This is a genomic window from Streptomyces durocortorensis (genome assembly GCF_031760065.1).
GTDB lineage: Bacteria > Actinomycetota > Actinomycetes > Streptomycetales > Streptomycetaceae > Streptomyces.
In genome coordinates this window covers 4,172,544-4,187,684 of the sequence record NZ_CP134500.1, presented here as the reverse complement: position 1 = coordinate 4,187,684, position 15,141 = coordinate 4,172,544, and the positions used below count along the sequence as shown (strand labels likewise).

15 protein-coding genes are annotated in these 15,141 nt (G+C 73.8%); 11 read left to right on the top strand and 4 right to left on the bottom strand.

Annotation, left to right across the window (positions count from 1 at the left end; translation table 11 throughout):
* Positions 1-112 precede the first annotated feature (112 nt).
* Positions 113-1,042, bottom strand: a complete 930-nt coding sequence (locus RI138_RS18600) for a DUF3027 domain-containing protein (RefSeq protein WP_179500288.1) — start codon at positions 1,040-1,042, stop codon at positions 113-115.
* Positions 1,043-1,447: 405 nt separating this feature from the next.
* On the opposite strand from RI138_RS18600, the gene RI138_RS18595 reads away from it, so the two are divergent.
* From RI138_RS18595 to RI138_RS18580, 4 genes are read left to right on the top strand one after another with little or no spacing between them, the layout of a single operon-like run.
* A complete protein-coding gene (locus tag RI138_RS18595; protein ID WP_311120843.1) occupies positions 1,448-2,926 on the top strand; it encodes an MFS transporter in 1,479 nt (492 codons plus the stop codon).
* A gap of 27 nt (positions 2,927-2,953) precedes the next feature.
* The gene (locus tag RI138_RS18590) at positions 2,954-3,430 is read left to right on the top strand and encodes a DUF2771 domain-containing protein (protein ID WP_096631470.1); all 477 of its coding nucleotides are present in this window, start codon (positions 2,954-2,956) and stop codon (positions 3,428-3,430) included.
* Between the two features lie 51 nt (positions 3,431-3,481).
* On the top strand, positions 3,482-4,171 hold the full coding sequence (locus RI138_RS18585) for a futalosine hydrolase (RefSeq protein WP_311120842.1): 690 nt from the start codon (positions 3,482-3,484) through the stop codon (positions 4,169-4,171).
* Positions 4,161-5,042, top strand: a complete 882-nt coding sequence (locus RI138_RS18580) for a 1,4-dihydroxy-6-naphthoate synthase (RefSeq protein WP_311120841.1) — start codon at positions 4,161-4,163, stop codon at positions 5,040-5,042. The genes RI138_RS18585 and RI138_RS18580 overlap by 11 nt, the downstream gene beginning before the upstream one ends.
* 21 nt (positions 5,043-5,063) lie before the next feature.
* Here RI138_RS18580 and RI138_RS18575 read toward each other — a convergent pair whose 3' ends face one another.
* Entirely contained in the window at positions 5,064-5,447 is a 384-nt protein-coding gene (locus RI138_RS18575) for a cold-shock protein (RefSeq protein WP_311120840.1), read from the bottom strand.
* Between the two features lie 161 nt (positions 5,448-5,608).
* Between RI138_RS18575 and RI138_RS18570 the strand changes: the two genes are divergently transcribed.
* Complete coding sequence (locus tag RI138_RS18570; protein WP_311120839.1) at positions 5,609-5,848, top strand: hypothetical protein; 240 nt, start codon at positions 5,609-5,611, stop codon at positions 5,846-5,848.
* A 3-nt stretch (positions 5,849-5,851) separates the two neighbouring features.
* Here the strand turns inward: RI138_RS18570 and RI138_RS18565 are convergent, their stop codons facing one another.
* Positions 5,852-6,496 (bottom strand): HAD family hydrolase, encoded by a 645-nt coding sequence (locus RI138_RS18565; protein ID WP_311120838.1) that lies wholly within the window; start codon positions 6,494-6,496, stop codon positions 5,852-5,854.
* 211 nt (positions 6,497-6,707) lie between these two features.
* Here RI138_RS18565 and RI138_RS18560 point away from each other — a divergent pair, with 211 nt between their 5' ends.
* The 5 genes from RI138_RS18560 to RI138_RS18540 are packed head-to-tail and all read left to right on the top strand — an operon-like array spanning position 6,708 to position 11,270.
* Complete coding sequence (locus RI138_RS18560; protein WP_311120837.1) at positions 6,708-7,739, top strand: FecCD family ABC transporter permease; 1,032 nt, start codon at positions 6,708-6,710, stop codon at positions 7,737-7,739.
* Complete coding sequence (locus tag RI138_RS18555; protein ID WP_311120836.1) at positions 7,736-8,815, top strand: FecCD family ABC transporter permease; 1,080 nt, start codon at positions 7,736-7,738, stop codon at positions 8,813-8,815. The genes RI138_RS18560 and RI138_RS18555 overlap by 4 nt, the downstream gene beginning before the upstream one ends.
* Complete coding sequence (locus tag RI138_RS18550) at positions 8,812-9,696, top strand: ABC transporter ATP-binding protein (RefSeq protein WP_311120835.1); 885 nt, start codon at positions 8,812-8,814, stop codon at positions 9,694-9,696. Before RI138_RS18555 ends, RI138_RS18550 begins: the two co-directional genes overlap by 4 nt.
* A gap of 3 nt (positions 9,697-9,699) precedes the next feature.
* Complete coding sequence (locus RI138_RS18545; RefSeq protein WP_311120834.1) at positions 9,700-10,686, top strand: ABC transporter substrate-binding protein; 987 nt, start codon at positions 9,700-9,702, stop codon at positions 10,684-10,686.
* Entirely contained in the window at positions 10,683-11,270 is a 588-nt protein-coding gene (locus RI138_RS18540) for a hypothetical protein (protein ID WP_311120833.1), read from the top strand. The genes RI138_RS18545 and RI138_RS18540 overlap by 4 nt, the downstream gene beginning before the upstream one ends.
* On the opposite strand, the gene RI138_RS18535 is transcribed toward RI138_RS18540, so the two are convergent.
* Positions 11,234-12,550, bottom strand: coding sequence for a hypothetical protein (locus tag RI138_RS18535; protein ID WP_311120832.1), 1,317 nt, complete (start codon positions 12,548-12,550; stop codon positions 11,234-11,236). The two genes, RI138_RS18540 and RI138_RS18535, sit on opposite strands and share 37 nt — an antisense overlap.
* A gap of 54 nt (positions 12,551-12,604) precedes the next feature.
* Between RI138_RS18535 and RI138_RS18530 the strand changes: the two genes are divergently transcribed.
* Entirely contained in the window at positions 12,605-15,088 is a 2,484-nt protein-coding gene (locus tag RI138_RS18530; RefSeq protein WP_311120831.1) for a helicase C-terminal domain-containing protein, read from the top strand.
* Positions 15,089-15,141: the final 53 nt, after the last annotated feature.

Below are 15,141 nucleotides of genomic sequence, written 5' to 3'. Positions count from 1 at the left end.
CTCCGTCCGCAGTGTGGTGGGACGCAGTGCCTGTGCCTGCGCCTGCCGCCCAGTGTGCGCCCGAAGGTACCGCGTCCCCCAACCCGGCCGGGGCCCGCACTTCCAGCCCGCCCTACGAGTGGCCCAGGTCCTCCGACGCCCCGTCCGGCTCCGACGGGACCGAGCCCCCGTCGCGCTCGGGCCGGAGCGCGTACTCGTCCACCCGCATCGTGTCCAGCGCATGCGGCGCGGGCTGCGGCGGCTTCGGCATCACCGCGGCCTCCGAGTGCCCGCCGCACCCGTACGCCAGCGACACCACATGACCGTCCGCCGGACCGAACTCGTTCGCGCACACCCCGAAGGCCTGCTTCAGGGAGCCCGCCATCGGGATCAGGAACGCGCAGCTGACACACGTCGCCGGGGCCGCCTGGGCCATCGGCGTCTTCGGGCCGAACGCCTCGTCCCAGCGGTCGGCCGCCTCGTACAGCCCGTACCGCGACAGCACCCTCGCCCGCCGCGTACCCAGCTCCTCGGCCACGGAGGCGATGGAACCGCGGCTGGTGGCGGCCACCGGCCGGTCGGTCAGCTCGGCGTCCTCCGATTCGACCAGCTCGGCCAGTTCCTCGGAGACCACGGAGTTCGGCGGCGGCTCGTCCTCGCCGGTCCAGCCGGGCTCCAGACGCAGGTCCTCCGCCTCGGTGGGCAGCAGGTCGCCCGGGCCCAGGTCGCCGGGGCGCAGCCGCTCGCTCCACGGAACCCACTCCGGCGCCAGGAGCGCGTCGGCCCCCGGCAACAGCACCGTCTCGTCCAGGGTGACGTTCTTGGCGCGGGAGGCCCGCGCCACCGTCACCGCCCAGCGCCAGCCGCGGTAGCCGGGCTCCTTGGACTCGAAGTAATGCGTGACGACCCGGTCCCCTTCGGAGACCACGCCGACATGCTCACCGACCACCCCGGGCGCGGCGGCCTCCTCCGCGGCCGCGCGCGCGAGGTCCACCGCCTCCGCGCACAGACGGTCGGGAACGGGGGTACGGGCCGTACGGCTTCGCGTCGTCGCAGCACTCACAGGTCTTCGCTTCTCTCCATACGCCAGTCTCACGAGCGCGCCAGCTGCTGCACGATTGCCGTTTCGGCCAGACAGGTGGGGGCGGAGCGGACCTGAGGGCCGCGTCGACGTCCACACCCGTTGTGCCTGCCTCGGGCGCGCCTTCTGCCACCCATTCTGCGGGATCGCCGAGAGGCGCGCGGCCAAGAACAACCGCCGGTGGCGCGTTACGCACGCTACCCTCTCCGCCGCTCTGCGCCCACCTGCCCGTCCCAAACGTGCCGTATCCGTTCACCGTGCCGTGTCCGTCAGCCGTTCAGCGTGCCGTAACCGTTCCGCGTGCCGCAGCTGGTCCGACAGGGCCTCACGCGCGCGTCCACGGCCGATCGCCGTTCATCCCGGCCGGGGTTGGGGCACTATGACGGGGTGACTGCCGCCAGGTCGCACGACCGTCCCGGCCCGCTCCGCAGGGTGGGACGGGCGACGGGCCGTGCCCTGCACGCCCCGTTCACCGGCACGGCCAGGGGCATCCGCAAGGCGACGCACGCCCACGGCGCGGGGGAATCCGGCCTCGGCAAACTGATCGAGCTGCACGCGGTGAACGGCGCGGGCGACGTCATGATCACGGTCGCCCTCGCCTCCACGGTCTTCTTCTCCGTACCGACGGACGAGGCGCGCGGGCGCGTCGCGCTCTACCTCGCCATCACCATGGCCCCCTTCACCCTGCTGGCCCCGGTGATCGGTCCGCTGCTGGACCGCCTGCCGCACGGCCGCCGGGCCGCGATGGCGGGCGCGATGCTGGCCCGCGCGCTGCTGGCGCTGACCATGTCGGGCGCGGTCGCCACGGGCGGCCTTGAGCTGTATCCGGCCGCGCTGGGCGTCCTGGTCTCGTCGAAGGCGTACGGAGTGGTGCGCAGCGCGGTCGTGCCACGCCTGCTGCCACCACGGTTCTCGCTGGTGAAGGCCAATTCCCGGGTCACCCTCGCGGGGCTGCTGGCGACGGGGGTGGCGGCCCCGATCGGGGCCGGACTCCAGACCATCGGCTCCGCCTGGCCGCTCTACGGCGCGTGCGCGATCTTCATCGCGGGCACCTTCCTCGCCTTCACGCTGCCGCACAAGGTCGACTCCGCGAAGGGCGAGCGCCGGGCGCGGCTGATCGACCCGCACGGCGAGGACGAGGCGGTACGGCCCGCCCCGGGGAGGACCGGCGCGGGGTCCGGCGGCAGCACACGGGCAGGCCTCTGGAGGGGCGGCGACCGGAAGGGCGGCAGGACCGGCAGCGGGGAGAGGGCCGCCAAGGAGCGCCCGCCCGGGCTGCGGTCCGTCGGCGGATCGGTGCTCCACGGCCTCCAGGCCAACGCGGCGCACCGGGCCCTCTCCGGCTTCCTGATCTTCTTCCTGGCGTTCCTGCTGCGCGAGCACCCGATGGCCGGGCAGAGCGCGGCGGTCTCACTCGCCATCGTCGGCGTGGCGGCGGGTGCGGGCAACGCCTGCGGTACGGCGGTGGGCGCCTGGCTCCGGGCGCGCGGGCCCGAGGTGATCATCGCGACGGTGCTGGGGCTCGCCCTGAGCACCGCGATCCTCGCCGCCGTGTTCTTCTCCACCCTGCTCGTCGCCGCGCTCGGCGCGGTCGCCGGCTTCACCCAGGCCCTGTCGAAACTGTCGCTGGACGCGATGATCCAGCGGGACGTCCCCGAGGAGGTCCGCACCTCCGCGTTCGCCCGGTCCGAGACGTTGCTCCAGATGGCGTGGGTGGTCGGCGGCGGCATCGGCATCGCCCTGCCGCTCAACGCGGTGCTCGGTATGTCGGTCGCCGCGGGGATTCTCGCGCTCGGCGCCGCCGCGTCCGTACGGGGCCTCCTGGGGGCCGCGCGACGCGGCACGCCGCACCCCCGCGTGGCGTGAGCGGAGACGACCGATAGCCTTCGGCCCATGACCGTTGCGTTCTTCTCCGGTAAGGGCCGTCGAATCGGCGTCGCTCTTGGTGCCGTGTCCGCGGGACTCCTTGTCCTGTCCGCCTGCGACAAGCCGACGCCGCTCGCCACCGTGACGGTCGGCAGCAACTCGGTGAACACCGAGGCCGCCTGCTACAACGACGGCGAAGCGATCAAGGAATCCCTCATCCAGGGCTGCCTGAACAAGAAGGCCGAGAAGACCATCAAGGTCTCCATGGACGACAAGGTCCGCTTCGGCGTCGACCCCGAGATCGCCGAGAACGGCTGGACGCTCTTCATCAACGGCCAGCAGGCCGAGCAGGAGCCGTTCAAGAAGACCTACCGGACGATCCCCGGCAGCGCCTTCTTCGCCAGCCAGACGGGCCAGCCCGCCGAGAAGACGAACATCTCCATCGTGGAGACCAAGGGCAAGAAGCTCACGGGCATCTGGCAGTTCGAGTTCAAGAAGGACTGACCCGCCCGCCTCTCCCCGCCCTTCCCTCGTCCTCGACCCGAGGCTGAATCCGTGCGTGTGCTCGTCGTGACCGCTGTCCCGGTGGAACGGGACGCGGTCACGCGTGCGTTCGGGGGCGTTGCGCAGACCGTGGAGCTGCCGGGGGCCGCCGTGCACCGCTGCGGGGCGTTCGACGTCCTGGCGGGCGGCGCGGGCCCGGCCGCGGCGGCCGCGGCCACCGCGTTCGCGCTGGGCTCCGAGCCGTACGGTCTGGTCGTCTCGGCCGGGATCGGCGGGGCCTTCACACCCGTGACCCCGCTCGGGTCGCTGATCGTGGCGAGCGACATCGTGGCGGCCGACCTGGGTGCGGAGACCGCCGAGGGCTTCCTGCCCGTCACCGCGCTCGGCTTCGGCCGGGACCGCTTCGCGCCTCCGCCCGCGCTCGTACGGGAGGTCACGGCCGCCACCGGCGCGGCCTCGGGCGCCGTCCTGACCGTCTCCACGGTGACCGGAACCGCCGAACGCGCCGCCGCCCTGCTCGCCGCGCACCCGGGGGCGCTGGCCGAGGCGATGGAGGGCTTCGGGGTCGCGGAGGCCGCCGAGCGGGCCGGGGTGCCCGTACTGGAGCTGCGGGCCGTGTCGAACGCCGTCGGCCCCCGCGACCGGGACGCCTGGCGCATCGGGGACGCGCTGGCGGCGCTGACGGACGCGTTCGGGAAGAGCGCCCCCGTACTGGAAGGTTGGAACCTGCATGACCACTGACGCGAACCCGGCACCGTTCGACGCGAACCCGGCACCGATCAGGATCGCCTTCTCCCCCTGCCCGAACGACACGTTCGTCTTCGACGCCTGGGCGCACGGCAGGGTCCCCGGCGCGCCCGCGCTGGATGTGACCTTCGCCGACATCGACATCACCAACGGCATGGCCGAACGCGGCGAGCTGGACGTGCTGAAGGTGTCGTACGCGGTCCTGCCGTGGGTCCTGGAGGAGTACGCGCTGCTGCCGTGCGGCGGGGCGCTGGGCCGGGGCTGCGGCCCGCTGGTCCTCACCAAGGAGCTGGGCCTCGACCTGACCGGCCGGACCGTCGCCGTACCGAGCGAGCGCTCGACGGCGTACCTGCTGTTCCGGCTGTGGGCGGCGGAGATGGTGCCGGGCGGCGTCGGCGAGGTCGTCGTGATGCCGTTCGACGAGATCATGCCCGCCGTACGGGACGGCAAGGTGGACGCCGGTCTGGTCATCCACGAGGCCCGCTTCACGTACCGGACCTTCGGGCTCCACAACCTGGCCGACATGGGCCGCCACTGGGAGGACACCACCGGCCTCCCGATCCCGCTCGGCGCGATCATCGCCAAGCGGTCCCTCGGGACGGAGACCCTGCACCGCCTGGCCGACGCCGCCCGCAGCTCGGTCCGCCTGGCCTGGGACCGCCCGGAGGTCTCCCGGCCGTACGTCCTGGAGCACGCCCAGGAGATGGACCCGGCCGTCGCGGACCAGCACATCGGCCTGTACGTGAACGAGTTCACCGCCGACCTCGGCGAGGACGGCTACGCGGCGGTCCGCGGCCTGCTGACCCGCGCGGCGGCCGAGGGGCTCGTACCACCCCTCGGCCCGGACGCGCTGGCGTTTCCCTGAGTCCTCCGCGGACCTCCCGGCTCAGACGTCCAGCTGGTCGGCGACCGCCCTCAGCAGGCCCGCGATCTTGGCGCCGGCGGCCTTGTCGGGGTAGCGGCCGCGCTCCAGCTGCGGCGTGATGTTCTCCAGGACCGTCGTCAGGTCCTGCACGATCGACGCCAGCTCGTCCGGCTTGCGGCGCTGCGCCGCCGCCACGGACGGGGTGGGGTCGAGGACCTCCACGGACAGCGCCTGGTCACCGCGCTGGCCTGCCACCACTCCGAATTCCACGCGCTGGCCGGGCTTGAGTGCGTCGACTCCGGCAGGGAGTACCGACGAGTGGACGAAGACGTCGCCGCCGTCGTCGCGGGAGAGAAAGCCGAAGCCCTTCTCACTGTTGAACCACTTGACCTTGCCGGTGGGCACGTCTGTCCTCGTCCTCGTCGGTGTGCGGGAGAGCCGGGATACGGCTCCGGATAGCAGTACAGCGGGTCACCGTGACCCGCTCGGTCCCAGGCTAATGGCCCTACGGCCGGTGACAAGACGTCGCCGGAGAGTTCCTCCGGGCTGGGAACTACCCTGGTGGCGTGAGTACTACTCCTTCAGGCCCGGGCGACCGGCTCGTTCAGGTCGGCGCGATCGTCTTTTTCATCGGCGCACTGGCCACACTGGTCACGGTCGCCCCGCTGTTTCTCGGTACGGACCCGTTCCCGTCGGTCGCGTACGCGGTCAGCATGCTGATGGGCGTCGGGTTCCTGATCGCCGGGGCGGGCGTCGTGCGTTCGGCCTGGAGCAACTCCCCCAGGCGGGCCGCGAACCGCCTCTAGCGGTCAGCTCGTCCGCGCGACCCGGTCCGCCTCGAAGGCGGTCAGCCAGGCCGGGAAGCCGGTCAGGTCCGCCAGCACCACGTCCGCGCCCGCGGTCCGCAGCTCCGCCGCGGCGCACGGGCCCGTCGTCACCGCGACCGACAGCGCCCCGGCCGCCCGCGCGCCGCGCACGTCCCCGGTGTGGTCGCCGACGTACACCTGCGCGCCGTGCTCGCGCAGGGCCTCGCCCTTGGCCTCCGCCCACAGCCATCCGATCACCGTGTCCGGCTCGATCCCGAGGTGGGACAGGTGCAGCTTCGCGCTCGGCTCGTGCTTGGCGGTGACGACGAGCGCCCGCCCGCCGAGCGCCCTCACCGCTGCCACCGCCTCCCGCGCCCCGGCCAGCTCCGCGGTCGGGGCTATCGCATGGCCGGGATACAGAGCGCGGTAGCGGTCCGCCGCGGCGGGCACCTCATCGGCCGGGAACCAGTACGCCAGCTCCGTCTCCAGCGGCGGGCCGATCCGGCTGACGACCAGGTCCACGTCGATGGCCACGCCCGTCTCGGCGGACAGCGCGCGGTAGGTGGCGGCGATGCCGGGGCGGGAGTCGATGAGCGTCATATCGAGGTCGAAGCCGACCGTCAAGGGGTGCGGAGCCAGAGAGGACATGGCGCCCATTGTGCCGACCGGCCGCCGTCGGCGGCGAAATCGCGCCGCCTAGACTGAGCTCGCACTTAGCCAAGCCTTACCGACCCGGCGCGGCCCCGAGCGCACGGCCCGCAGCGTGTTCGGGGCCGAGCCCGGACCCGTACCCCTCACACCCGCACCTCCCGCATGCCCGTACGTCCCGCACGTACCGTGTCCGTCTCGATTGGGTCAGATGTCAGCGTCAGCGCCGGTCACCGCGCCCCGCGCACCCCGCCTCTCCAGACGCGCGACCGCGACGGCCGCAGCCGTCGCGGCGCTGCTCCTGGCCGTCCTGCTGAGCCTCGCCGTCGGCGCGCGTTCCATCCCGCCGGGCGAGGTCCTCGACGCCCTGCTGCACGGCGGGCACTCCGACGCCGCCGAGGTCATCCGTACGATGCGGGTGCCGCGCACGCTCATCGGGCTGATGGTCGGCGCGGCGCTGGCGCTCGCGGGCACGGTGCTCCAGGGGATCACCCGTAACCCCATCGCCGACCCCGGCATCCTCGGCATCAGCCAGGGCGCGTCGGTCGCGGTGGTGATGGCGATCGCGTTCGCGGGGGTGCACACGCTCACCGGGTACGTCTGGTTCGCCTTCGCGGGCGCTGCCGTCGCCTCGGTCGCCGTGTACGCCATCGCTGCCGGCGGGCGCGGCGGCGCGACCCCGGTGAAGCTCGCGCTCGGCGGTGCGGCGATCAACGCGCTGCTGGTATCCGTGACGATGGGAATCCTCACGACGAAGGCGTCCGCGCTGGACGAGTTCCGCTTCTGGCAGGTCGGCTCGATCGCGGGGCGGGAGGCGGACGTCGTCCAGCAGATCTGGCCGTTCCTGCTGCTGGGCGCGGTGCTCGTGCTCTCGGTCGCCCGCGGCCTGGACGCGCTCGCGCTCGGTGAGGACGTGGCGAAGGGGCTCGGGCAGAACGTCGCGGCGGTCCGGATCGTCGGCGGCATCGGGGCGACCGTGCTGACCGGGGTCGGGGTCGCCGCCGCCGGGCCGATCGCGTTCATCGGGCTCGCCGTCCCCCACCTGGCCCGCGCGGTCGTCGGCAACGACCACCGCTGGGTGCTGCCGATGGCCGCGCTGATCGGGCCGGTGATGCTGCTGGTCTCGGACGTCGTCGGCCGGATCGTGTTCCCGCCGAGCGAGGTCCCGGCGGGCGTGATGACGGCCCTGATCGGGGTGCCGTTCCTGGTCGCCCTCGTACGCCGGAAGGCGGTGCCGGCATGAGCGAGTCGTCAACGGCCGTACGGGTCCGGCCCGCCGGGTACTCCGTCCTGAAGGCCGGGCCGCGCGGCCGGTTCCTGCTGCACCGGCGTGCGTCCGTCGTCGCTGCGGCCCTGGTCGGCCTCCTGGCCGCCGTCTGCATCGCCTACCTCTGCGTCGGCGAGAGCTTCGTCGCGCCCGGCGAGGTCGTGAAGGTGATCTTCCTCGGGCAGCCGTCCCCGGCCGAACTGGTCGTGGGTACGCTTCGGCTGCCCCGGATGACCGTCGGGCTGCTGGTGGGCGTGGCCTTCGGAATCGCGGGGGCGCTGATCCAGACGGTGGCCCGCAACCCGCTGGCCAGCCCCGACATCATCGGCATCAGCCAGGGCGCGAGCGCCCTCACGGTCGGCGCGATGACCTTCGGCATCACCTCGTACACCGTCCTGCCCTACCTCTCCGTGATCGGCGGCACGGCGGCGGCCGCGCTCGTGTACGTGTTCGCGTGGCGCGGCGGCCTGCACGCCACCCGCTTCGTGCTCATCGGCATCGGCTTCGCCATCGCCCTGCGGTCGGTGACCACGCTGTTCCTGACCAAGGGCGACTACCTGGTCGCCCAGCAGGCGCAGATCTGGATGACCGGTTCGCTGAACGGGCGCGGCTGGACGGAGGCGGGCCCGATCGGCTGGACGCTGCTGATCCTGCTGCCCGCCGTGCTGTGGGCCGCCCGCGTGCAGCGCACCGTCACGATGGACGACGACACCGCGACCGCGCTGGGCGTACGCCTGGGGCGCGTACGGCTCGGACTCGTCGCGCTCGGCGTGGTCCTGGCCTCCGTGGCGACGGGCACGGCGGGCCCGGTGGACTTCGTGGCGCTGCTCGCCCCGCAGATCGCCCGCCGGATGACCCGGACCGCGCAGATCCCGCTGCTGTCCTCGGCGCTGCTGGGCGCGGTGATCGTCGTCCTGGGCGACCTGCTCGCCCGCAGGCTGTTCTCGCCCACCGAACTGCCGGTGGGCGTCCTCACGGCGGCGATCGGCGCCCCGTACCTGATCTGGCTGATCATCCGCGGTCACCGCGGCCGCAGTGGAGGCACCGCATGAGTCCGACGACCGACGCAGCGCAGCAGACGGGCAGCAGGCTGGCCGCCCGCGCCCTGACCCTCGCCTACGAGGACCGCACCGTCGTCCACGAGCTGGACCTCGCCGTGCCCGACGGGCAGGTCACCGTCATCGTCGGCCCGAACGCCTGCGGCAAGTCCACCACCCTGCGGGCGCTCGGCCGGCTGCTGAAGCCCCGCGGCGGGGCGGTCCTGCTGGACGGGACGGAGCTGGCGCGGATACCGACGAAGAGGATCGCCCAGTCGATCGGGCTGCTCCCGCAGACCCCGGTGGCGCCCGAGGCGATCACCGTCTCCGACCTGGTGGCCCGGGGCCGCCAGCCGCACCAGAGCTGGTGGCAGCAGTGGTCGGACGAGGACGAGCGGGCGGTGACCGACGCCATGGCCCGTACGGATGTGACGGCGCTGGCCGAGCGGTCGGTGGACGAGTTGTCGGGCGGCCAGCGCCAGCGGGTGTGGATCGCGATGGCACTCGCGCAGGAGACGGACCTGCTGCTGCTCGACGAGCCGACGACGTACCTCGATATCGCGCACCAGGTGGAGGTCCTGGACCTGGTACGCCAGTTGGCGTCCCCTGACGCGGACGGCACCCGGGGCCGTACCGTCGTCACCGTGCTGCACGACCTCAACCAGGCCGCCCGGTACGCGGATCACCTGGTCGCCATGAAGGCGGGGCGGATCGTCGCGGAGGGGCGGCCCGGGGACGTCGTCACCGTCGAGCTCGTCCGTGAGGTCTTCGGCCTGGAGGCGGTGATCGTGCCCGACCCGGTGACGGGTTCGCCGCTCGTCGTCCCGGGCGCACCCTGGACCCCGGCCACAGCCTCTTTCCCCGCCCCCGCCCCGACTCCCGGAAAGGCCCTCTGAACCATGACCCTCCAGCACCGCTCCCGCCTGCTCGCCGCCGCGTCCCTCACCGTGGCCGCCGCCCTGGCCCTGTCCGCCTGCGGCTTCTCGTCCGAGTCCTCCAGCGCGTCCGGCTCCGGCTCGGACGGGTCCTCCGAAGGCACCCGTACGGTGAAGACGGCGATGGGCGACGTGAAGGTCCCGGCCGCCCCGCAGCGGGTCGTCGTCCTGGACACCGCCGAGCTCGACTCGGTCCTCACCCTCGGCGTGAAGCCGGTCGGCGCGACCCACGCGGACGTGGAGTCGGGCTTCCTGAACTACCTCCCGAAGGACCAGGTCGCGGGCATCACGGACGTCGGCCAGATGATGACCCCGAACCTGGAGGCCATCGCAGGTCTGAAGCCCGACCTGATCCTCACCAGCAAGATCCGGCACGGCGACAAGTACGCGGAGCTGTCCAAGATCGCGCCGACCGTGATGACGGAGAACACCGGCTACCCCTGGAAGGAGAACTTCCAGGTCCACGCGGAGGCCCTCGACAAGACGGCCGAGGCGAAGGCGGTCACCGACGACTACGCCGAGCACGTGGCCGGTGTGACGAAGGCGCTCGGCGGCAAGGAGAAGGCGGCCGCGACCGAGGTCAACATGGTCCGGTTCGTCGAGGGCGCGGACATCCGCATCTACGGCAAGAAGAACTACATCGCCACGATCCTCGCCGACGTGGGCCTCGGCCGACCCGCCATCACGGACAAGGCGGCGGACGGCTTCTCCTACGACGTCAGCCCCGAGAGGATCGACCTCGCGGACGCGGACGCGGTCTTCCACTCGACGTACGGCGACGCGAAGAAGTCCAAGGAGACGCAGACCACCGGCAGCGGCCTGTGGAAGAACATGGACGCGGTGAAGAACGGCAAGGTCTTCGCGGTCGACGACCAGCTGTGGATCCAGGGCATCGGCTACACGGCGGCCGACGAGATCCTCGAAGAGCTGAAGGCGAACCTCACGAAGTGACCGGCCGGACGAAGCGGCAGGCGGCGCGCTCCCTGGACGCGATGGAATGGGAGCTCGGTCTGCACGACTGGGCCGCCCTCCCCTGCCGCAGCTGCTGGAACGCGGCGCACGTCCCCGACGAGCTGCGACGGCTGGCCCTGGCCCGGACAACCGACGCGGCGAAGCCGACCGGTATCGAGTACCACGTGTTCCAGGAGACCTGGGCGACGTGGACCGCGGTCCCGGTGGCACGCGTCCTGATGGCCGGTCTGACGAGGCGGACCCTGTCACCCGCGGCCCGGCACGCCTTCCTCGACCTGCTCTGGTCGTTCGTCGTCGCCGACGACGAAGAGATCGCGGAGGCCTGCAAGGACGTCGTGCGCACCGGCCTCGGGACCTTGTACGAAGAGGTGTTCTCGGGGCGGGCGATCGGCACCGCCATGTTCGCCTACTGGCTGCTGGACGACGTCGACGAGCCCGCCCGGGTCGAACGGCTCCTGAGGGACGCCCGCCATCTCCTGCCGGAGGACCTTCACCCCGACCCTCCTGACGCGGCCTGGCCGGGACCTCACCCCGTACGCCCCCGCGCCCGCCACACCAGGTAGAGCGCGGAGGCGACGGCGGCGACGCGGACGACGACCGGCCAGGCGTCGAGCAGGACGTCGCGCATCGCGCCTTCGCGGATGGGCTCGCCCCAGCGCCCGTCCAGCCGCCCCCACACCCACACGAGCGCCCCGGCCGCCACCACGGCCGGCAGACCGAGCGCCGCCCACTTCGCCTCCGTACGGGAGAGGGTGCGCGAGCTGTACGCGATGAGCCAGCCGCCCGCCAGCGGCAGCCAGGAGCCGGTGACCACTCCGGCGAGGAGCAGGAGGGCGGCCAGGAGCAGCAGGGGGTGGGCGAAGCCGCGGCGGGGGGCCGGGGCGGCGGCCGCGGGCTCGGCCACGGCGGGGGCGGGGGCCTTGCGGCGGCGGAGCTTGAGGAGGCGCGGGGCGCGGCGGCGCCGGTCGGTCCCAACGGCCTCTTCACCGCCGCCGTCTTCGCCATCGCCGTCCTCGGCGGTGTCGTCCTCGGCGGCGCTGTCCGCGATGCCGGGCTCGTCGTCCTCCTCGTCCTCCGCCTCCTTCCCCGGGGAGTCGGCCTTCGGCGGCCTCCCGAGCAGCTCCGGGGCCTCGATGCCGCCGAAGAACCCGGGGATGGCGGTCCCCTGGTCGAAGGGCCCCGGTTCCAGGCGCCACCAGTCGGGCTCCCCGGTGGCCTGCTGGCCGTCGCCGAGCATGTGCGGGGCGGAGGGGTCGGGCCAGTCACGGGTGAGGGCGTCCTCGGGGGCCGTCGCCTCGTCGGTGTCCGTACGGGGCCGGGGCCGGGCCCCTGAACCGGCATCCGCGCCACCGTCCGCCCCGCTCCCGCCACCCCGCCGCGACGCGCCCCGCCCGGAACCGTCTTTCGGGGCGGGATCAGGGGCCGAACCGGGGGCTGAGGCAGGGGCTGAGACGGGTGTCGCGCCCGGGGCGGGGCCCGGGTCCTTCGGGCTCTTGCGGAGCAGACCGCTCCGGGGCCGGGGGACCGTGCCGCGCCCCTTCTCCCGCCGAGCAGCGCCCGCACCGCCGCCCGGCCGCGCCGACGGCGGCGGGACCGTCCCGTCGCCCGACTCCGCCGCAGCGGCGACCAGCGCGTCCGGGCTGCCGAGCCTGCCGATGATGCGCCGGACGGCCGCCGGGGAGTCCGCGCCCCCCGCGCCGCGCTGCCGGTCGATCTCTCCCCGGAGCGTCGAAACGAGTCGCATCCGGGCGCCCGACGACAGCTGTCGTCGCTGGGCCAGGTCCCCGACCCGGCTCAGGTAGTCGTAGACGAGCTGGTCGCTCTCGATCCCCACGCGGTGCATCCCCTCTACCGGCCCTGCCCCGACGGTAGCGTTACAGCGGCTACCGTGGGACGGATGGGGACGACCACACCACCGCGCACGCTCGCCGAAGCCCTGCGCGCCCGGGGCGACGAATCGCTGGCGGGGCTGCTGCGTGCCCGCCCCGACCTCCTGAATCCGGTGCCGAACGACATCACCCAGCTCGCCACGAGGGCCGGCACCCGGGCCTCGGTGGTGCGCGCACTGGAACACCTGGACCGGTTCGCGCTCCAGACCGCCGAGGCGCTGGCGGTGGCCCCGGACCCGGCTCCGTACGCCACGCTGCTCTCGCTCCTCACCGGCGACGGTCTCGACGACGGCGAGCAGCACGACGACGCGGGAGCGGCGATCACCGCCGCGCTGCCGGGCGCGCTGGCGACCCTGCGCGAACAGGCCCTGGTCTGGGGCGAGGACGACCGGCTGCGGCTGGTGCGTACGGCCCGGGAGCTGCTGGCCCCGTCCCCGCAGCACCCCTCCCCCACCGGCCTCGGCCCGACGGTCTCCGAGGCGACGGCCGGGATGTCACCGGGCCGTCTCCAGGAGATCCTGGCGGCGACCGGCCTCCCGGCCACGCACGACCCGGTCTCGGCGGTGGCGGCGCTGTCCTCTCTGTTCACGGACCGGACGAGGATGGCGGAGCTGCTGGACACGGCCCCGGTGGAGGCGCTTTCGGTGCTGGACCGGCTGGTGTGGGGCCCGCCGTACGGGGAGGTCACCCCGAACCCGACCCCGCCGGTGAAGTGGCTGCGCGACCGGGGCCTGCTGCTGCCGGTGTCGACGCGCACGGTGGTCCTGCCGCGCGAGGCGGCGCTGCACCTGCGCGCCGGACGTGCCCACCGCGTACCGGAACCGACCCCCCCGACCGTCGCCGCGGCCGCCGAGCGCGATCCACAGGCTGTGGACAGGGCGGCGGCCGGCCAGGCGTTCACGGCGCTGTCCACGGTCGAGGAGTTGCTGAGCCTCTGGAACGGCGGCGGCCCGCCGATCCTGCGCGCGGGCGGCCTGAGCGTACGGGAGCTGAAGCGGGCGGCCACGGCGCTGGACGTACCGGAGCAGATCGCCGTCTTCTGGGTCGAACTGGCCTATGCTGCGGGCCTGTTGGCCTCCGACGGGGAGACGGACGAGCGGTACGCGCCGACGCCCGCGTACGACGAGTGGCTCGACCTGTCCGCCGAGGACCGCTGGACGCACCTCGCCACCGCCTGGCTCCCGGCCACCCGGGTCCCCGGCCTGGTGGGCGGCCAGGACGCGAAGGGCCGGGCCCTGTCCGCGCTCGGCCCCGACCTCGACCGCTCCGCGGCCCCCGACGTACGCCGCCGGGTCCTGGCCCTGTTCGCCGAACTCCCCCCGGGCACCGCGCCGGACCCGGAGACCCTGCTGCAACGGCTGCGCTGGGAACGCCCGTTGCGCGGCGGACCGACCGCAGCCTCCGGCACGACACCCCCCGGGGAGGGGGGCGACCTCCGCTCCCGCCTGGCGCTCTGGACGCTCAACGAGGCGGAGCTGCTGGGCATCACGGGCCGGGGCGCGCTGTCCGCACAGGCCCGCGCACTGCTGGCGGAGGGCGCGGACGCTTCCGCCGCGCTCCTGGCCCCTCTCCTCCCCGAGCCCCTGGACCACGTCCTGCTCCAGGCGGACCTGACGGCGGTGGCGCCGGGCCCGCTGGAGCGCCCGTTGGCGCAGACGCTGTCGGTCCTGGCGGACGTCGAGTCGAAGGGCGGTGCGACGGTCTACCGCTTCACGCCCGGCTCGGTGCGCCGCGCGTTGGACGCCGGGCAGGCGGCCGCCGACCTGCACGCGTTCCTGGCCGCGCACAGCCGTACGCCGGTGCCGCAGCCGCTGAGCTACCTGATCGACGACGTGGCCCGCCGCCACGGCCACCTGCGGATCGGGGCGGCGTCCGCGTACGTACGCTGCGACGACGAGGCGGTCCTCAACGAGATCCTGGCCGACCGCCGCTCCACGGGCCTGCGCCTCCGCCGCCTCGCCCCCACGGTCCTGGCCTCCCAGGCCGACCCCGGCTCCCTCCTCGAAGCACTGCGCGACATGGGCTACGCCCCCGCCGCCGAATCCGCCGAGGGCGATGTCCTGATCACCCGCGCGGGCGCCCGCCGCACTCCGCCCCGCACCCCTCCGGCCCCGGTTCCCGAAGGCCCCCCGCCCCCGGACGCCACGCTGCTGGGCGCCGCGGTACGGGCGATCCGCGCGGGCGACACGGCCGCCACGGTCGCCCGCAAGGAGCCCGCCGAGGGCTCTGCGGGATCTCCCGCCTCCGGTGCCCTCCCCCGCACCACCCCCGCCGAGACCCTGGCCACGGTCCAGGCCGCCGCGATGACGGGCTCCGCGGTCTGGATCGGCTACGTCAACGCGGACGGCGCGGCCAGCCAGCGCGTGATCGCCCCGGTCCGCGTGGAGGGCGGCTTCGTCACGGCCTACGACCACACGGCCGACGAGGTCCGCACCTACCCGCTGCACCGGATCACGGGGGTGGCGGAGCTGGCGGAGGACGGGCAGCCCTGAGGGCTGTCCCGCAGCCCCTGGCGGGCGCGTGCCGACTCCGCGTGCTGACGATG